The organism is Paracoccus actinidiae, from assembly GCF_030863885.1.
Lineage (GTDB): Bacteria > Pseudomonadota > Alphaproteobacteria > Rhodobacterales > Rhodobacteraceae > Paracoccus > Paracoccus everestensis.
Map to the genome: position 1 here is coordinate 179,402 of NZ_CP132956.1, position 14,996 is coordinate 194,397.

A 14,996-nucleotide genomic window follows, 5' to 3' on the forward strand; every position below is an offset into this window, starting at 1 on the left:
CCAGTCCGGGATCACTCGGCCGCCCTGTCGGACAGGGGCTGGCCGTCGGCATCCACCGTGGCTTCGAAGCCCAGGCTTTGCGGGTCGAATTCGTAATGCGCGCCGCAGAACTGGCAGTCGGCGGTGACGATGCCCGCATCCGTGGTCATATGCGCGATGTCCTTGGCCGAATAGATCGACAGCGTGTTGCGCACCCGGTCGGCAGTGCAGGAACAGCCGAATTCCACCCGCTGCGTGTCGAAGACGCGCGGTTCCTCCTCGTGGAACAGGCGCAGCAGCAGATCCGTGGGCCCGACCGAGGGGCCGATCAGTTCCAGCACCTCGACCGTGTCCAGCAACAGGTTGGCGCGGTTCCAATCCTCGGATTCCACACCTTGCAGGATGTCGGCGGCCTGGATCAGCCCGCCCTCGCCGCTGCCGCCTTCGCCTTGCATGGAGGTAGCGGGCAGGGTTTGCAGCATTACGCCCCCGGCGCGCCAGTGGCTGTCCTGGCCTGTCAGGCGCGACATTCCGCTGGCCAGCTGGAACCGGGTCGGCAACTGCTCGGATTGCGCGAAATAGGTTTGGGCGCAGGCCGACAGCGACCCGCCGGCAAGCGGCGTGATCCCCTGATAGGGCAGCGAGCCTTGGCCCTGGTCGATCAGGATCGCGAAATACCCCTCGCCCACCTGCTGAAAGGGCGGACGGTCGTCCAGGCGGTCGGCGTCAAAGCTGGCCCAGGCCCGGATGCGGGCGGGTGCGCCGTCGTGTTCGGGGGCATAATAATCGGCGGCCAGCGTGCGGATCGCGCCATTGCCGCGGACCTGCATGCTCAGCTTCCAGCGCAGCTTGACGGTCGGGCCGACCAGGGCCGCCAACAGCGCCAGTTCGGCCACCATGGCACCCACGGGCGCGGGGTAATCGTGGCGCGACAGGATGTGGTCCAGCACCCCGTCCAGGCGCGCGACACGTCCGCGAATGTCCGAACGGTCCAGCTGGAACGGCAAAACCGTGTCGTCCCATGCGATCTGGTTGATCTTGCTCATGCGTTATTCCTGAAATCCTGGGCAGGCCCGCTCAGGGCGGGCCGGGTCGCGCCCAATATAGGATGTTTGCCGACAATCCCAAGGGGGCGGCTTTCGCCCGTCCCATAGCTGCGCTAGAGGGGCGCGAACGACCGGAGACCCCGATGATCCGCCGATACGGCCATCCCCCGCAACCCGGCCAGCGCCACAAGTTGCGCCCCGGCGCCTATGCCCTGCTGGTTCGCGACGGACGGCTGCTGCTGACCCACCAGTCCGCGCCGGAAGCCGAATTCCAACTGCCCGGCGGCGGCATCGATCCCGGCGAATCCGGGTTGCGCGCCCTGCACCGCGAGGTGTTCGAGGAAACCGGCTGGACCATCGGCAACGCCCGCAGGCTGGGCGCCTATCGCCGGTTCGCCTTCATGCCGAATTATGGGCAATACGCCGAAAAGCTGTGCCACATCTGGATCGCCCGCCCGATCCTGCGCCTGTCCGCCCCGACAGAACTGCATCACAGCGCCCGTTGGGCCAGCCCACGTGCTGCCATGGACCTGCTGGCCGACCCGGGCGTGCGGGCCTTCCTGGCCCGGTTCCGGCACGTGATCTAGCGGCCGGGCAGGGGCAGGGCTTCGGCGGGGGCCAGATATTCGATCAGCACCGCGGACATATCGTCCTGACGTTCGCCCCGGCAATATTCCGACACCGACCAGGCCATGGATTCCAGGAACACATGGCCGCCCAGAAAGGCGTTGGTGCGCAGGATGGCCTCGACCCCGTCGTCGCCCAGCAGGCGGCCTGCGGGGCTCGTGGCCTCGGTAATGCCGTCCGAACAGATCAGCAGCCGGTCGCCCGGTTCCAGCATCAGGTCGATCTCGTCGAAGATCGGATTTTCGAAGACGCCGATGGGCATTCCGCCATTGCCCAAGGGACGGACGGTCCCGTCCGCGCGTTGCAGAACCGGATGGGGATGTCCCGCCTGCACCATCCGCAACCGCCCCGTCGCATGGTTCAGATCGGCATAGATCATCGTGTAATAGGTGTCGGTCGCCATCTCCTCGAGCATCATGTTGTTGAAGAAATGCGCCAGGGCGGCCGGGCTGACCGCATCGGTCCCGGTTTGTGCCGCGCGCAGGGCGACGTTCTGGTCGGAAGATCCCGACAGATGCACCGACAACTGCGCCGTCAGCAGCGCCGCCGTCACCCCATGGCCCGACACGTCCAGGGCGTATATGCCCACCCGGTCCTCTCCGATGGGGAAAAACCCTACCAGGTCGCCGCCGATATGGCCCGCAGGGCGCAGCAACAGCGACAGCTGGATCGACCCGAAACGGCCCGACCGCTGCTTGACAAGGCCTTGCTGCAGCTTGCGCGCCTCGGTCAGGTCGCGGTCGATGGCGGCCTGGGTGTCGCGCAACTGGTCCAGGGCCGTGCGAAGCTGGGCATTGCTGGCGCGCAAATCCTCCTCGACCCGCAGGATGCGTTCGCCGGCGGCCAGGCGCACCAGCAATTCCTGTTGGGTGACGGGCTTGGTCAGGAAATCGTCCGCCCCGGCCTCCAACCCTCGGGCGATATCCTCGTTGTCCTGGGCCGAGGTCAGCAGCACGAAATAGCCGTAGTTGCGCCGTTCACCGGCCCGGAAAGCCCGGCACAGATCCAGCCCGGATTCCATTCCCGCCCGGCCGGGAAGGGACCAGTCGGACAGGATGATGTCGGGTTCGTTCCGCTGGCATAGTTGCAGCGCGTCGGCGACCGACCCCGCCTCCATCACCTCGTAATGGGCGCGCTTCAGCTGGATCGCGAAGATGCGCCGTTGGGCGGCATTGGGGCTGACAACCAGGACGCGCCGCGTCAGCCGGTTCGTGGACGGCTTGGCAAGAACAGGTGTCTGGCGATTCGCGCGTTTCATGCCAAGGTGATAACCCCTTGGCGGTAAAGGCCCCGTTAAGCGCCAAGTCGAAAGCCGAAGATCAGACCAGCAGTTCGGCCAGAATTTCGTCGTTGGTGATGTCGCGGTAAACAAAGCCCGCGTGATCCAGCCGCGTCTTCAGCGCGGTCAGGTTCTGGGGCGCCGATGTTTCGATGCCGATCAGGATCGAGCCGAAGTTGCGCGCCGATTTCTTGAGATACTCGAACCGTGCCACGTCGTCGTCGGGACCAAGCAGTTCCAGGAAATCGCGCAGCGCGCCGGGACGTTGCGGCAGGCGCAGCACGAAATACTTCTTCACCCCGGCGAAACGCAGGGCGCGTTCCTTGACCTCGGGCAGGCGCTCGAAGTCGAAGTTCCCGCCCGAGCAGACGCAGACCACGCGCTTGCCGGTCAGATCGCCCAGATCGCCCAGCACGTCGATGGCAAGCGCGCCTGCGGGTTCCAGCACCACGCCCTCGGTGTTCAGCATCTCCAGCATGGTGATGCAGATGCGGTCCTCGGGCGCCAGATACACGTCTTGGGGGCTGAAGCGGCGCAGCGCCACGAAGGGCAGGGCGCCGATGCGGGCCACGGCGGCACCATCGACGAAATTGTCCACGGCAGGCAGGGCCACCGGCGCGCCTTGTTGCAGCGCGGCTTGCAGGCTGGCCCCGCCCAGCGGTTCTGCAAAGGCAAAGGACACATCCGGGGCCATGTCGGCAAAGTATCGCGTGATCCCGGCCGACAGTCCGCCCCCGCCCACGGGCAGCACCACCAGGTCGGGCGCGCCGCCCAGTTGTTCCAGGATTTCAAGGCCCACGGTCGCCTGCCCTTCGATCACGTCGGCCGAATCGAAGGGGGGCAGGAACTGCGCATCCTGCTGTGCAGCAAAGGCCTGGGATGCGGCCAGCGTCTGGTCGAAGTAATCCCCGGTCAGCACGATCTCAATCGCGTCGCCGCCAAAAATCTTGGTCTTGTCGATCTTCTGCCTGGGCGTCGTCACCGGCATGAAGATCGTGCCCCTGGCCCCGAAATGACGGCAGGCAAAGGCCACGCCCTGCGCGTGATTGCCCGCGCTGGCGCAAACGAAATGCGCATTCGTCGCCTGGCCCGGCACGACCCGCTTGCGCATCGCATTGAACGCGCCCCGCAGCTTGTAGCTGCGCACGGGGGTCAGGTCCTCTCGCTTGAGCCAGATCTCTGCCCCGAACTTGGCTGAAAGGTAGTCGTTGCGCTGCAGGGGCGTCGGCTCGAACAGGTCACGAATTGCGATTTCGGCGTTGCGGACCAGGGCGGCAAAGGAGGCAAGGTTTTCCATGCGCCTGCGCATGACGCGAAAGCGGGCGTTTGGCAAGGGGACGCGGTCTGCGGCCCTTGTGACACCGCGCCATCTGCCTTATGGCCCCGGAAACTTTGCCGAAGGGTTAACCGCATGTCTGACGCGCCGAAAAAAGTCGTCCTTGCCTATTCGGGCGGGCTGGATACCTCGATCATCCTGAAATGGCTGCAGACCGAATACGGCTGCGAGGTGATCACCTTCACCGCCGACCTGGGCCAGGGCGAGGAACTTGAACCGGCGCGCGCCAAGGCCGAACTGCTGGGCATCGCGCCGGAAAGCATTCACATCGAGGATCTGCGCGAGGAATTCGTGCGCGACTTCGTGTTCCCCATGTTCCGGGCCAATGCGCTGTACGAGGGGCTGTACCTGCTGGGCACCTCGATCGCGCGTCCGCTGATTTCCAAGAGGCTGGTGGAACTGGCCCACCAGCACGGCGCGGATGCGGTGGCCCATGGCGCGACCGGCAAGGGCAACGACCAGGTGCGGTTCGAACTGTCGGCCTATGCGCTGGATCCGTCGATCAAGGTCATTGCGCCCTGGCGTCTGTGGGATCTGACCAGCCGCACCAAGCTGATCGAGTTCGCCGAACAGAACCAGATCCCCATCGCCAAGGACAAGCGCGGCGAGGCGCCCTTCAGCGTGGACGCGAACCTGCTGCACACCTCCAGCGAGGGCAAGGCGCTGGAAAACCCCGCCGAGGCCGCCCCCGATTACGTTTATCAGCGCACCGTGAACCCCGAGGATGCGCCGGACCAGCCGGAATTCGTGGAAATCACCTTCGAACGCGGCGATGCGGTGGCGATCGACGGTCAGGCGCTGTCGCCCGCCACGATCCTGACACGGTTGAACGAGTTGGGTGGCAAGCATGGCATCGGCCGGCTGGACTTCGTGGAAAACCGCTTCGTCGGCATGAAGTCTCGCGGAATCTATGAAACGCCGGGCGGCACGATCCTGCTGGAAGCCCATCGCGGGATCGAGCAGATCACGCTGGACAGCGGGTCGGGCCATCTCAAAGACAGCCTGATGCCGCGCTATGCCGAGCTGATCTATAACGGCTTCTGGTTCAGCCCCGAACGCGAGATGCTGCAGGCGCTGATCGACAAGTCGCAGGAACACGTCTCGGGCACGGTGCGGCTGAAGCTCTACAAGGGGCTTGCCACCTGCGTCGGCCGCTGGTCGGACCAGTCGCTTTATTCCGAGGCCCATGTCACCTTCGAGGACGACGCGGGCGCCTATGACCAGAAGGACGCGGCGGGCTTCATCCGCCTGAACGCGCTGCGCCTGAAGCTGGTCGCGAACCGCAACGCGCGGAACAGGTAAACCGCCCGCCTCACGGACCAAGGGCCGCGGCACCCCCGCGGCCTTTTCTTTTGCACATGCCTGTCCCACAGTGGCCCGGTCCAGCAGAAGGCCCGCCGCATGACCGCCCTCGCAACCGATCGTCCCGCCCGCATCAGCATCGTCACCGTCAGCGACCGCGCCGCCCGCGGCGAATACGAGGACAAGGGCGGCCCCGGCGCTGAGGCCTGGCTGCGCGACGTGGTAACCTCGCCCATGGAGATCAGCCGGGTGATCGTCCCCGACGGGCGCGAGGGCGTGGCCGCGACCCTGCGCGAACTGGTCGAGGGCAGGGCCGACCTGATCCTGGTCACCGGCGGCACCGGCCCCGCCCCCCGCGACCAAACGCCCGAGGCGGTGATGGACGTGGCGGAAAAGGAACTAGAAGGCTTTGGAGAGGAAATGCGCCGCGCGTCCTTGCGCGAGGTGCCGACGGCGATCCTGTCGCGGCAGACGGCGGTGATCCGGGACGCGACGCTGATCATCACCCTGCCGGGGAAGCCTGCGGCGATTGCGACCTGCTTGAACGCGGTCTTTGCGGCGGTGCCTTATTGTCTGGACCTGATTGGGGCGGCGCGGATCGAGACGGATGCGGGGAAGGTGAAGGCGTTTCGGCCAGGGGAATGATCCAAGCTTTTCGCAGGCCAGAAATGCTCCGAGCTACTCAAAGAAATCTTCGTCAAGATTCTTGAGCAAGATCGTCTGCTCAATCCGGCAGCCGACGTTGTAGCGGATCATAAGGCGCGCCAATGCTGTGCCTTCGATCAAGACAATCCGCTTGCTTAAGAATTCTGCCGTTTCGCGTGCGCTGGCAGTAAAGCTTGATGTCGTGACGAAGAGACCTTTGCTGGCCTTGTGCCGGTCAAGACTCCAAAAAAGTCGCGAACTGCGCCTGAGCCGACAGGGTTATATGGGCCATATCTCTTTGCCTGAATATAACCCTATCGAGACCTAGAGGGTCCTGGTCGATCACACCGTCGATGCCGTTGTCCCCACTGGCGCCCAGTGCTCTTCCTGCGTCAGTCACAGATCCTCCATAACCCATTGCCAGCAACAGGTTGACGATCAAACGTTCAAAAAACTCTGGAGAGGACGCAGCTATTCGATCAAGGAGGTCCTGAGCGAGCGTTGCCTCCAGCTGCTGGTGGGTAAGCCGAATAAGTTCATCGGGAGTGAGGGCCTTTCCGTCAGCGGCCCCAAGTTCAATGTTCATATCATCGCCTTGGGCGTCATCCGATCTACCTTGGAAATTCCGGAACTCTTCGAATTGAGAGAGATAGCCGTTGTTCAATTGATCTGGCGAAACCTGTAATGCAGCCCGACCCCGCTCTGTGATCTGGAAAAACCCCCGCCGCGTATTCTGGATAAGACCTGCTTTTGCGAGATAAGTCTTGGCCCAATGGACACGATTGGCGAATAGCGTCTGACGCCCCGACGGAAGCAGAGTTGCACGAGCCTGAGCGTCCAACTTCAAGGTTTCTGCGAGTTCTTGGACTGCATCCCGGATACGGACCTCACCACGGGCTGCCAACCGCAATACCATAGGCATTAGGCTTTGATAATCTGGAACTATGTTGTTGGAATGCATGGGTTTGACAATCAAATTCCTGTTGTCGCCCAGTCGAGCAAGAATCTGGCGTCAATTGCAACAGTCCTTTCTTAGTGCTGTGGCTAAAATGTCAGCGTCACCCCAACCACCCCACCACAATCGGCGCAATAACCGCTGTCAGCACCGCGTTCAGCCCCATCCCGATCCCCGAGAACGCGCCTGCCGTCTCGTTCACCTGAAACGCTCGCGCGGTGCCGATCCCGTGCGCGGCGACGCCCACGGCGAAGCCACGCGCGCGCCAATCCCGCACGCGCAGCACGTTCAGCAGGGGCGTCACCACCACCGCCCCGAAGATGCCGGTCAGCAGGACCAAGGCAGCGGTCAGGGTGGGCTGGCCGCCGATCCGCTCAGCGATGCCGATGGCGACGGGGGCGGTGGTGGACTTGGGCGCGAGCGAGGCGAGGACCGGGCCGCTGATTCCGAAGGCGCGGGCGATCAGCAGGGCCGACACGATCGCCACGCTCGATCCCACGACCAGACCTGCCAGCATCGGCCAGGCGGCGCGGCGGACGCGGGGCAGGTTGTCGTAAAGCGGCAGCGCCAGGCAGACGGTCGCCGGCCCCAGCATGAAATGGACGAACTGCGCGCCCTCGAAATAGGTGGCGTAGTCGGTGCGCGTCGCGCCCAGCAGCGCCGCCAGCAGGATCACCGCGATCAGCACCGGATTGGCCCAGCTTTGCCGCCCCGCTGCGCGAAACAGCGCGTCGCCGATCACATAGGCCACCAGCGTCGCGGTCAGCCACAGCAGCGGCCCTTGGGCCAGATAAGACCAGATCAGCGCCGGGTCAGTCATCCCTCGCCCCCTTGAGTGCCGAAGGATCGACCGTCCCCGTCCACCGTGCCACCGACTGGAAGGCCAGCGCCCCCGCCGCGATCGCCAGCACCGTAGACCCCATGATCGCAAGCGCAAGCCCGATGCCATGTTCCTGCAGCACCGGCAGGTGGGCTACGACACCCACCCCCGCAGGCACGAAGAACAGCGACAGATGCGACAGCAGGCCCTGGGCAGTCGGCCTCAGCCGCGCGGCAAGCGCCGGGCGCAGGATGCAGGCCGCGACCAGCAGGCACAGTCCCACGACCGGGCCGGGCAGGGGCAGGTCGAGGGCGCGGGACAGGATCTCTCCGACCAGTTCAAAGGCCAGAATCAGGGACAGGGCGGTGATCATGGGCCAATGGTAGCAAGAAACCGCCCGTCGACTAGGCCGATCTTGTGGAAAGTGTGTTGCCTTGCGCCAGATATAGCGCGGACAGGTTGACTCGGACCCCTGTCATGCGACAATCGGCATAAGAACAAAAAGGAACCACTGCTTGCGCTTCGACCGTCTGCGACTGAACGGCTTCAAAAGCTTCGTGGACCCGACCGACCTGGTCATCCGCGAGGGGCTGACCGGCGTGGTCGGCCCGAACGGCTGCGGCAAGTCGAACCTGCTAGAGGCGCTCCGCTGGGTCATGGGCGAGAACCGCCCCACCGCCATGCGCGGTGAGGGGATGGAGGATGTGATCTTCGCCGGCACCGCCCGCCGGTCGGCCCGCGCCCACGCCGAGGTCGTGCTGACGGTGGACAACCGCGACCGGCTGGCCCCTGCGGGCTTCAACGACAATGACCAGTTCGACATCGTGCGCCGGATCACACGGGACGCGGGGTCGGCCTACAAGATCGGCGGCAAGGACGTGCGGGCGCGCGACGTGCAGATGCTGTTCGCCGATGCCTCGACCGGGGCGCACAGCCCGGCCCTGGTGCGGCAGGGCCAGATCAGCGAGCTGATCAGCGCCAAGCCCCGGTCCCGCCGCCGGATCCTGGAGGAGGCGGCGGGGATCAGCGGGCTTTATCAACGCCGCCACGAGGCTGAACTGAAGCTGAACGGGGCGGAAGCGAACCTGACGCGCGTCGATGACACGCTGGACCAGTTGTCCACCCAGGTCGTGTCGCTGACCCGGCAGGCCCGCACCGCCGCGCGATACCGCGACATCGGCGCGGCGCTGCGCCTGGCCGAGGGGGCGCTGCTCTATCGCCGCTGGTCCGAGGCCGAGGCGGCGCGGCTGGCCGCAGCCGAGGCGCTGACAACGGCGATCCGCGATGCGGGCGCGGCCGAGGCGGCATCGCGTGAGGCGGCTGCGCGGCGGGAGGCGGCGGACGCGGCCCTGCCCGCGTTGCGCGAGGAAGAACAGGTCGCCGCAGCCATCCTGTCGCGCATCCTGGTCGAACGCGAGGCCCTGGATGACGCCGATGCGCGTGCCGCGCAGGCCGTCATTGGCCTGCAGGCGCGCATCGCCCAGCTTGCCCATGACATCGACCGGGAAGAATCGCTGAACCGCGATGCGGGCGAGGTGGTCGAACGGCTGGCCGCCGAGAAAGCCGCGTTGGAGCACGCCGCCCAGGGCCATGACGACCGCCTGGACGCTGCCGCCCATGCTGCCGAAGAGGCTGCCGAGGCGCTGCGCGAGATCGAGGCGCGGCTGGCGGAACTGACCGACGAGGCCGCCCGGCTGGCGGCGCAACATCAATCGGCGGAACGGCTGGTGGCGGATTTGCGCGCCATGCTGGCCCGGTCCGAACGCGCCGCCGCCGACGCACAGGCCGGTGCCGACCGCGCGGCCGAGGCCGGCGCCGCAGCCGAAGACGCACTTGCCGTTGCGGAACAGGCGCAGGAAGCGGCCGCCGGGCGCGCGGAAGCCGCCGAGGACGCACTGGCCGCCGCCGAGGCCGCCCGCACCGAGGCCGAGGCAGTCGAATCCGCCGCCCGCATCGCGCGGGCCGAGGCAGAGGGTGAGGCCGGTGCGCTTGCCGCTGAAATGGCCGCGTTGCGGCGGCTAGTGGAACGCGGCGGCTCCGGGGGCAGGGCGATCCTGGACAAGGTCGCGGTCGCCAGGGGCTACGAGCTTGCCCTTGGCGCAGCGCTTGGTGACGATCTGCGGATGGGATTGGCCGGAATGGGCGAAAGCGGCTGGCATCTGCTGGCGGCCTGGGACGATCCGCAGCCCTTGCCCGACGGCGCGGACGCCCTTTCGCTTCATGTCGATGGTCCCGATGTTCTGGCGCGACGGTTGTCTCAGGTGGGGCTTGTTGCGGATGCCGCTGCGGCCGAGGTCTTGCAATCCGCGTTGCAGCCTGGCCAGCGTCTGGTCACGCCTGCGGGCGATCTGTTCCGCTGGGACGGGATGCGGGTCATGGCCAGCGAGGCCTCGTCCACCGCTGCGCTGCATCTGCAAAAGGTGAACCAGCTTGCGGAATTGGCGGAACAGGCCGCCGAGGCCGAGGCCCGGGCCGATGTCGCCATCCAGGCGCATGAGGATGCGCGGGCCATCCTGTCGGACGCCACGGCGACCGAGAAATCCGCCCGCGATGCCCGGCGCGACGCCGAACGGAGCCTGTCGGATGCGGCCCGCGCCCTGACGCGAACGGAATCGGATCTGTCGATGGCCCGCAGCCGTGCTGAATCGGCACGCGCGGAACTGGCCCGGCATGGGGCCGATGCCGATGACGCGCGCGGCCGTTTGTCCCAGGCCTGCGCGGCATTGGCGGAATTGCCTGATCGGGACGACGCGGCCGCAGCCCTGGACCATGCCCGCACCGGGGTCGAGGCCGCGCGGATCGCCACCATGGCGCGCCGCGCGGCCCTTGACGAATTGCGCCGCGAGGGCAGCGACCGTTCCCGGCGCCTGCACCAGATCGCCAAGGACCAGGCCGGCTGGACGCAGCGGCTGGAACAGGCCGGGACGCGCGCCGCCGAACTGATCGCCCGGCGCGACGCCGCGACGGACGACCTGGCCCATGCGCAGGCACAGCCCGCCTTGCTGGCCCAACGCCGTTCCAGCCTGGCGGAACAGGAAGCGCAGGCGACGGCGCGATTGTCCGAAGCCCGCGATGCCCTGTCTGCCGCCGAGGATGGGGCCCGCAGTGCCGCCCATGCCGAACGGGAAGCCGAGCGTGCCGCATCCGAGGCCCGCGAAGCCCGCGCCATGCGCGAGGCCCGAACCGAGGCCGCCCGCGACGCGGAAGCCGCCGCCCGCCAACGCATTCAGGAAGAGGCCGAAACGACGCCGCAGGCGCTGCTGGCCTCGCTGGGGCAGATCGACCCGGATACGCCCGCCGCCGCACTTGACGACCGGATCGCCCGGTTGCGCACGCAGCGCGACGGATTGGGCGCGGTCAACCTGCGCGCCGAGGAAGACAAGCGAGAACTGGAAGCCGAGCGCGACCGGCTTGCGACTGAGAAGACGGATCTGGAAGACGCGATCCGCACGCTGCGCGCGGGCATCACCAGCCTGAACCGCGAAGGGCGCGAACGGCTGCTGGCAGCCTTTGATGCGGTGAACGCAAATTTCACCACGCTGTTCACCACCCTGTTCGGCGGCGGAGAGGCGCGGCTGGTGCTGGTCGAATCCGACGATCCGCTGGATGCGGGACTGGAAATCCTGTGCCAGCCTCCGGGCAAGAAGCTGTCCACCTTGTCGTTGCTGTCCGGGGGCGAGCAGACCCTGACCGCGATGGCGCTGATCTTTGCGGTGTTCCTGGCCAACCCCGCCCCCATCTGCGTGCTGGACGAGGTGGACGCGCCGCTGGACGACGCCAATGTCAGCCGCTTCTGCGACCTGCTGGATGCGATGACGCGGCGCACCGATACGCGTTTCCTGATCATCACCCACCATGCCGTCACGATGGCACGCATGGACCGGCTGTTCGGCGTGACCATGGTCGAACAGGGCGTCAGCCAGCTTGTCAGCGTGGACCTGAAGCGCGCCGAGGCTCTGGTCGCGTGACGGATGCCTTGCTAGGCTGCCGCGCGAATCCGAGCCATACGAGGGACATCATGAGCATCGAAGCGATCCTGGCCGACAAGGGCATCACCCTTCCCGCAGCCCCTGCGCCCGCCGCGAATTATGTACCCTTTGTGCAGACCGGCAACCTGGTCTTCGTGTCCGGCCAGATCAGCCAGGACGAGGGCGGATTGATCAAGGGCCGCCTGGGCGACGGCATGACGGTCGAGGAGGGCGCCGCCGCTGCGCGCCGCTGCGGGCTGTCGCTGATCGCGCAACTCAAGGCCGCCGTGGGCGATCTGGACCGGGTGAAGCGCGTGGTCAAGCTGACGGGCTTTGTGAATTCCACCCCGGATTTCACCGACCAGCCCAAGGTGATCAACGGCTGTTCCGACCTGATGGTCGAGGTGTTCGGCGACGCCGGCCGCCATGCCCGCGCCGCCGTGTCCGCCGCAGCCCTGCCCCTGGGCGTCGCGGTCGAGGTCGAAGCCATCTTCGAGGTGGCATGATGGTGCTGCCCGCCGCCTTTCTGACCACGCCGATCGCCCATCGTGGCCTGCACGGCCTTGGCATTCCCGAAAACAGCCTTGCCGCCGCGCAGGCTGCCATTGACGCGGGCTATGGGATCGAACTGGACATCCAGCCCGCCCGCGACGGCACGCCGATGGTGTTTCACGATTACGACCTCGCGCGGCTCACGGGCAGCCAGGGCCTTGTCACGGATTTCGCCCCCGATTCCCTGGCGATCCGGCGTCTGCTGGGGACCGACCACCCCATCCCGACCCTGCGGCAGTTCCTGGATCTTGTCGCGGGGCGCGTGCCCCTGCTGATCGAGATCAAGGACCAGGATATGTCGCTTGGCCCTGATATCGGGCGGTTGCACGAAAGGGTGGCGGATGTCCTGCAAGGCTATGGCGGGCCGGTTGCCGTGATGTCCTTCAACCCCCATGTGGTCGCGGCCTTTCACAAGCTGGCCCCTGCCATCCCTGTCGGCCTGACGACCTGCGGCTACGCCGAGCAGGACTGGCCCGGCATCCCCGAGGAAACCCGCAGCCACCTGGCCGGGATCAACGATTTCGACCAGTCGGGCGCCTGCTTCGTGTCCCATGACAAGCACGACCTTGCCAATTCGCGCCTTGACGCGCTGAAGGCGCAAGGGGTGCCGGTCTTGTGCTGGACGATCCGCAGCGCAGCCGAGGAGGCATTGGCCCGTCGCGTCGCGGAGAACATCACCTTCGAGGGCTATCGGGCCGCGTTCTAGCCGGGGGTTTCACACCCCCGGACCCCCGTGGGATATTTGGGCCAAGATGAAAGTCCCCGGCTTTTCTGAACAGGCAGCCGCTGACAAACCTGTCCCGAGCGCCTAGCTTTGCCCCATGAACGCGCTGACCCTGAACACCCATCCCGCTATCGCCGCGATCCCGCCCGACACCTGGGACGCGCTTGGCGACGGCAATCCCTTTACCACGCATCGCTTTCTGCTGGCTTTGGAGGAATCGGGCTCGGTGGGGCGGGGGACCGGCTGGCAACCCTTGCACGTCACGCTCGAGGCAGAGGGCAAGGTGGTGGGTGCGGCGCCGCTCTATGCCAAGTCCCACAGCCAGGGCGAATACATCTTCGACCACGCCTGGGCCGAGGCTTATGCACGCGCGGGCGGGCGCTATTACCCGAAATTGCAGGCGGCGGTGCCATTCACCCCCGTCACCGGCGCCCGGCTGCTGACGCGCGATCCTGCCATGCGCCAATCGCTGCTGGCGGGTCTGACGCGGGTCGCGGAACGGGGCGGGGCGTCGGGGGTCCATGTGACCTTTTGCACCGAAGCCGAAGCAGAGGCGGGGGCCGGGATCGGCTTTCTGCCTCGCGTTACCCAGCAGTTTCATTGGCTGAATCGAGGTTACGGCAGCTATGACGATTTCCTGGCCGCGCTGTCGTCCCGCAAGCGCAAGGATTTGCGCAAGGAACGCAGCAAGGCGCAGGCGTTCGGCGGCACGATCCGGCACCTGACGGGCGACGACCTGCGGCCCCGTCATTGGGATGCCTTCTGGGCCTTCTACCAGGATACCGGCAGCCGCAAATGGGGGCGGCCTTATCTGACGCGCGCGTTTTTCGACCACCTGCACCAGACGATGCGAAACGACATCCTGCTGGTCCTGGCAGAACGCGACGGACAGCCGATTGCCGGGGCGCTGAACTTTCTGGGGCCGGACGCCATCTATGGCCGCTATTGGGGCTGCGTCGAGGATCACCCGTTCCTGCATTTTGAACTGTGCTATCACCAGGCCATCGACGTGGCCATCGCGCGCGGCCTGTCGCGGGTCGAGGCCGGCGCCCAGGGCGAACACAAGCTGGCGCGCGGATATGAACCGGTCGCCACCCATTCCCTGCACTGGGTTGCCGACGAAGGCTTTGGGCGTGCCCTGGCCGATTATCTGGACCGCGAACGCGACGCCATGGGCGATGAGATCGAGGCCCTGGCCGGGTTCACCCCCTTCCGCAAGGAAGGCTAGACCGGCAGGCTGCCCCGCCGGTCCCGAATGGATCGGGTGATCAGGCCTTTTCCAGCAGCGCCTCGCCCGCGCTGACGGTGCATTGGCCGGGGCTGTCTTCGACCTGCAGGACCTCGATCTCTCCGTCCTTCAGCAGCGCGGCAAAGCGTTTGCAGCGGCCGTGAAGTCCGGCGGGAGGAGCGTCGAAATTCAGCCCAAGCGCCTTCGTCAGGCTGCCGTCGGCATCCGCCAGAACCTCGATCCCGGCCGTATCGGCACCAGTGGATTTGGCCCAGGCATCGGCCACGAAGGGGTCGTTCACGGTCATGCAGACGATCCGGTCAACCCCCTTGGCCCGGAAGGCGTCGGCATTGCGCACGAAGCTGGGCATATGGGCATTGGTGCAGGTGCCGGTAAAGGCGCCCGGCACGCCGAACAGGGCGATGCGGCCCCGGGACAGATCGGCGCTGTCCACGGCTTCGGGACCATTCACGCCCACGCGCAGCATCTTGCCCTGCGGCAGCTTGTCTCCGACGGTGATGGTCATTCCTGTTCC

14 protein-coding genes and 1 pseudogene are annotated in these 14,996 nt (G+C 66.4%); 7 read left to right on the top strand and 8 right to left on the bottom strand.

Going from position 1 to position 14,996, the window contains the following annotated elements:
- Positions 1 to 11 precede the first annotated feature (11 nt).
- Positions 12 to 1,025: an Hsp33 family molecular chaperone HslO gene (gene hslO, locus Q5701_RS00940; RefSeq protein ID WP_306753303.1), complete on the bottom strand. Its 1,014-nt coding sequence runs from the start codon at positions 1,023 to 1,025 to the stop codon at positions 12 to 14.
- A gap of 143 nt (positions 1,026 to 1,168) precedes the next feature.
- Between hslO and Q5701_RS00945 the strand changes: the two genes are divergently transcribed.
- Positions 1,169 to 1,612: an NUDIX domain-containing protein gene (locus tag Q5701_RS00945; RefSeq protein ID WP_306753305.1), complete on the top strand. Its 444-nt coding sequence runs from the start codon at positions 1,169 to 1,171 to the stop codon at positions 1,610 to 1,612.
- Here Q5701_RS00945 and Q5701_RS00950 read toward each other — a convergent pair.
- Complete coding sequence (locus tag Q5701_RS00950; protein WP_306753306.1) at positions 1,609 to 2,910, bottom strand: PP2C family protein-serine/threonine phosphatase; 1,302 nt, start codon at positions 2,908 to 2,910, stop codon at positions 1,609 to 1,611. The two genes, Q5701_RS00945 and Q5701_RS00950, sit on opposite strands and share 4 nt — an antisense overlap.
- 61 nt (positions 2,911 to 2,971) lie before the next feature.
- Positions 2,972 to 4,228: a threonine ammonia-lyase IlvA gene (gene ilvA, locus Q5701_RS00955; protein ID WP_306753308.1), complete on the bottom strand. Its 1,257-nt coding sequence runs from the start codon at positions 4,226 to 4,228 to the stop codon at positions 2,972 to 2,974.
- A 114-nt stretch (positions 4,229 to 4,342) separates the two neighbouring features.
- Here ilvA and Q5701_RS00960 point away from each other — a divergent pair, with 114 nt between their 5' ends.
- Both Q5701_RS00960 and mog read left to right on the top strand, forming a co-directional pair.
- Positions 4,343 to 5,569: an argininosuccinate synthase gene (locus tag Q5701_RS00960; RefSeq protein ID WP_234855027.1), complete on the top strand. Its 1,227-nt coding sequence runs from the start codon at positions 4,343 to 4,345 to the stop codon at positions 5,567 to 5,569.
- Between the two features lie 99 nt (positions 5,570 to 5,668).
- Entirely contained in the window at positions 5,669 to 6,214 is a 546-nt protein-coding gene (gene mog, locus Q5701_RS00965; protein WP_306753309.1) for a molybdopterin adenylyltransferase, read from the top strand.
- A 33-nt stretch (positions 6,215 to 6,247) separates the two neighbouring features.
- Here mog and Q5701_RS00970 read toward each other — a convergent pair.
- The 4 genes and pseudogenes from Q5701_RS00970 to Q5701_RS00985 all read right to left on the bottom strand — a co-directional run.
- A pseudogene (locus Q5701_RS00970) lies at positions 6,248 to 6,406 on the bottom strand (hypothetical protein); the annotation flags it as partial.
- A gap of 43 nt (positions 6,407 to 6,449) precedes the next feature.
- A complete protein-coding gene (locus tag Q5701_RS00975; RefSeq protein WP_306753310.1) occupies positions 6,450 to 7,175 on the bottom strand; it encodes a restriction endonuclease in 726 nt (241 codons plus the stop codon).
- A gap of 97 nt (positions 7,176 to 7,272) precedes the next feature.
- Positions 7,273 to 7,989 carry an LrgB family protein gene (locus tag Q5701_RS00980; protein WP_306753311.1) on the bottom strand — a complete coding sequence of 239 codons (717 nt, stop codon included), beginning with the start codon at positions 7,987 to 7,989 and terminating at the stop codon, positions 7,273 to 7,275.
- Positions 7,982 to 8,362 (bottom strand): CidA/LrgA family protein, encoded by a 381-nt coding sequence (locus tag Q5701_RS00985; protein WP_306753312.1) that lies wholly within the window; start codon positions 8,360 to 8,362, stop codon positions 7,982 to 7,984. Before Q5701_RS00985 ends, Q5701_RS00980 begins: the two co-directional genes overlap by 8 nt.
- A 142-nt stretch (positions 8,363 to 8,504) precedes the next feature.
- Between Q5701_RS00985 and Q5701_RS00990 the strand changes: the two genes are divergently transcribed.
- From Q5701_RS00990 to Q5701_RS01005, 4 genes are all read left to right on the top strand, one after another.
- Positions 8,505 to 11,957: a chromosome segregation SMC family protein gene (locus tag Q5701_RS00990; RefSeq protein WP_306753313.1), complete on the top strand. Its 3,453-nt coding sequence runs from the start codon at positions 8,505 to 8,507 to the stop codon at positions 11,955 to 11,957.
- Positions 11,958 to 12,007: 50 nt separating this feature from the next.
- Positions 12,008 to 12,463 (top strand): RidA family protein, encoded by a 456-nt coding sequence (locus Q5701_RS00995; protein WP_306753315.1) that lies wholly within the window; start codon positions 12,008 to 12,010, stop codon positions 12,461 to 12,463.
- A complete protein-coding gene (locus Q5701_RS01000; protein WP_306753316.1) occupies positions 12,460 to 13,215 on the top strand; it encodes a glycerophosphodiester phosphodiesterase family protein in 756 nt (251 codons plus the stop codon). Before Q5701_RS00995 ends, Q5701_RS01000 begins: the two co-directional genes overlap by 4 nt.
- Positions 13,216 to 13,330: 115 nt before the next feature.
- Positions 13,331 to 14,461 (top strand): GNAT family N-acetyltransferase, encoded by a 1,131-nt coding sequence (locus tag Q5701_RS01005; protein ID WP_306753317.1) that lies wholly within the window; start codon positions 13,331 to 13,333, stop codon positions 14,459 to 14,461.
- A gap of 40 nt (positions 14,462 to 14,501) precedes the next feature.
- On the opposite strand, the gene Q5701_RS01010 is transcribed toward Q5701_RS01005, so the two are convergent.
- The gene (locus Q5701_RS01010) at positions 14,502 to 14,987 is read right to left on the bottom strand and encodes a peroxiredoxin (protein ID WP_306753318.1); all 486 of its coding nucleotides are present in this window, start codon (positions 14,985 to 14,987) and stop codon (positions 14,502 to 14,504) included.
- Positions 14,988 to 14,996 lie beyond the last annotated feature (9 nt).

Bases quoted from the DNA above. Each gene is read 5' to 3' on its own strand.
- ilvA (WP_306753308.1), bottom strand. From the start codon at position 4,228: ATGGAAAACCTTGCCTCCTTTGCCGCCCTGGTCCGCAACGCCGAAATC.
- hslO (WP_306753303.1), bottom strand. From the start codon at position 1,025: ATGAGCAAGATCAACCAGATCGCATGGGACGACACGGTTTTGCCGTTC.
- mog (WP_306753309.1), top strand. From the start codon at position 5,669: ATGACCGCCCTCGCAACCGATCGTCCCGCCCGCATCAGCATCGTCACC.
- Q5701_RS00995 (WP_306753315.1), top strand. From the start codon at position 12,008: ATGAGCATCGAAGCGATCCTGGCCGACAAGGGCATCACCCTTCCCGCA.
- Q5701_RS00975 (WP_306753310.1), bottom strand. From the start codon at position 7,175: ATGCATTCCAACAACATAGTTCCAGATTATCAAAGCCTAATGCCTATG.
- Q5701_RS00950 (WP_306753306.1), bottom strand. From the start codon at position 2,910: ATGAAACGCGCGAATCGCCAGACACCTGTTCTTGCCAAGCCGTCCACG.
- Q5701_RS00960 (WP_234855027.1), top strand. From the start codon at position 4,343: ATGTCTGACGCGCCGAAAAAAGTCGTCCTTGCCTATTCGGGCGGGCTG.
- Q5701_RS00985 (WP_306753312.1), bottom strand. From the start codon at position 8,362: ATGATCACCGCCCTGTCCCTGATTCTGGCCTTTGAACTGGTCGGAGAG.
- Q5701_RS00945 (WP_306753305.1), top strand. From the start codon at position 1,169: ATGATCCGCCGATACGGCCATCCCCCGCAACCCGGCCAGCGCCACAAG.
- Q5701_RS01010 (WP_306753318.1), bottom strand. From the start codon at position 14,987: ATGACCATCACCGTCGGAGACAAGCTGCCGCAGGGCAAGATGCTGCGC.
- Q5701_RS01000 (WP_306753316.1), top strand. From the start codon at position 12,460: ATGATGGTGCTGCCCGCCGCCTTTCTGACCACGCCGATCGCCCATCGT.
- Q5701_RS01005 (WP_306753317.1), top strand. From the start codon at position 13,331: ATGAACGCGCTGACCCTGAACACCCATCCCGCTATCGCCGCGATCCCG.
- Q5701_RS00980 (WP_306753311.1), bottom strand. From the start codon at position 7,989: ATGACTGACCCGGCGCTGATCTGGTCTTATCTGGCCCAAGGGCCGCTG.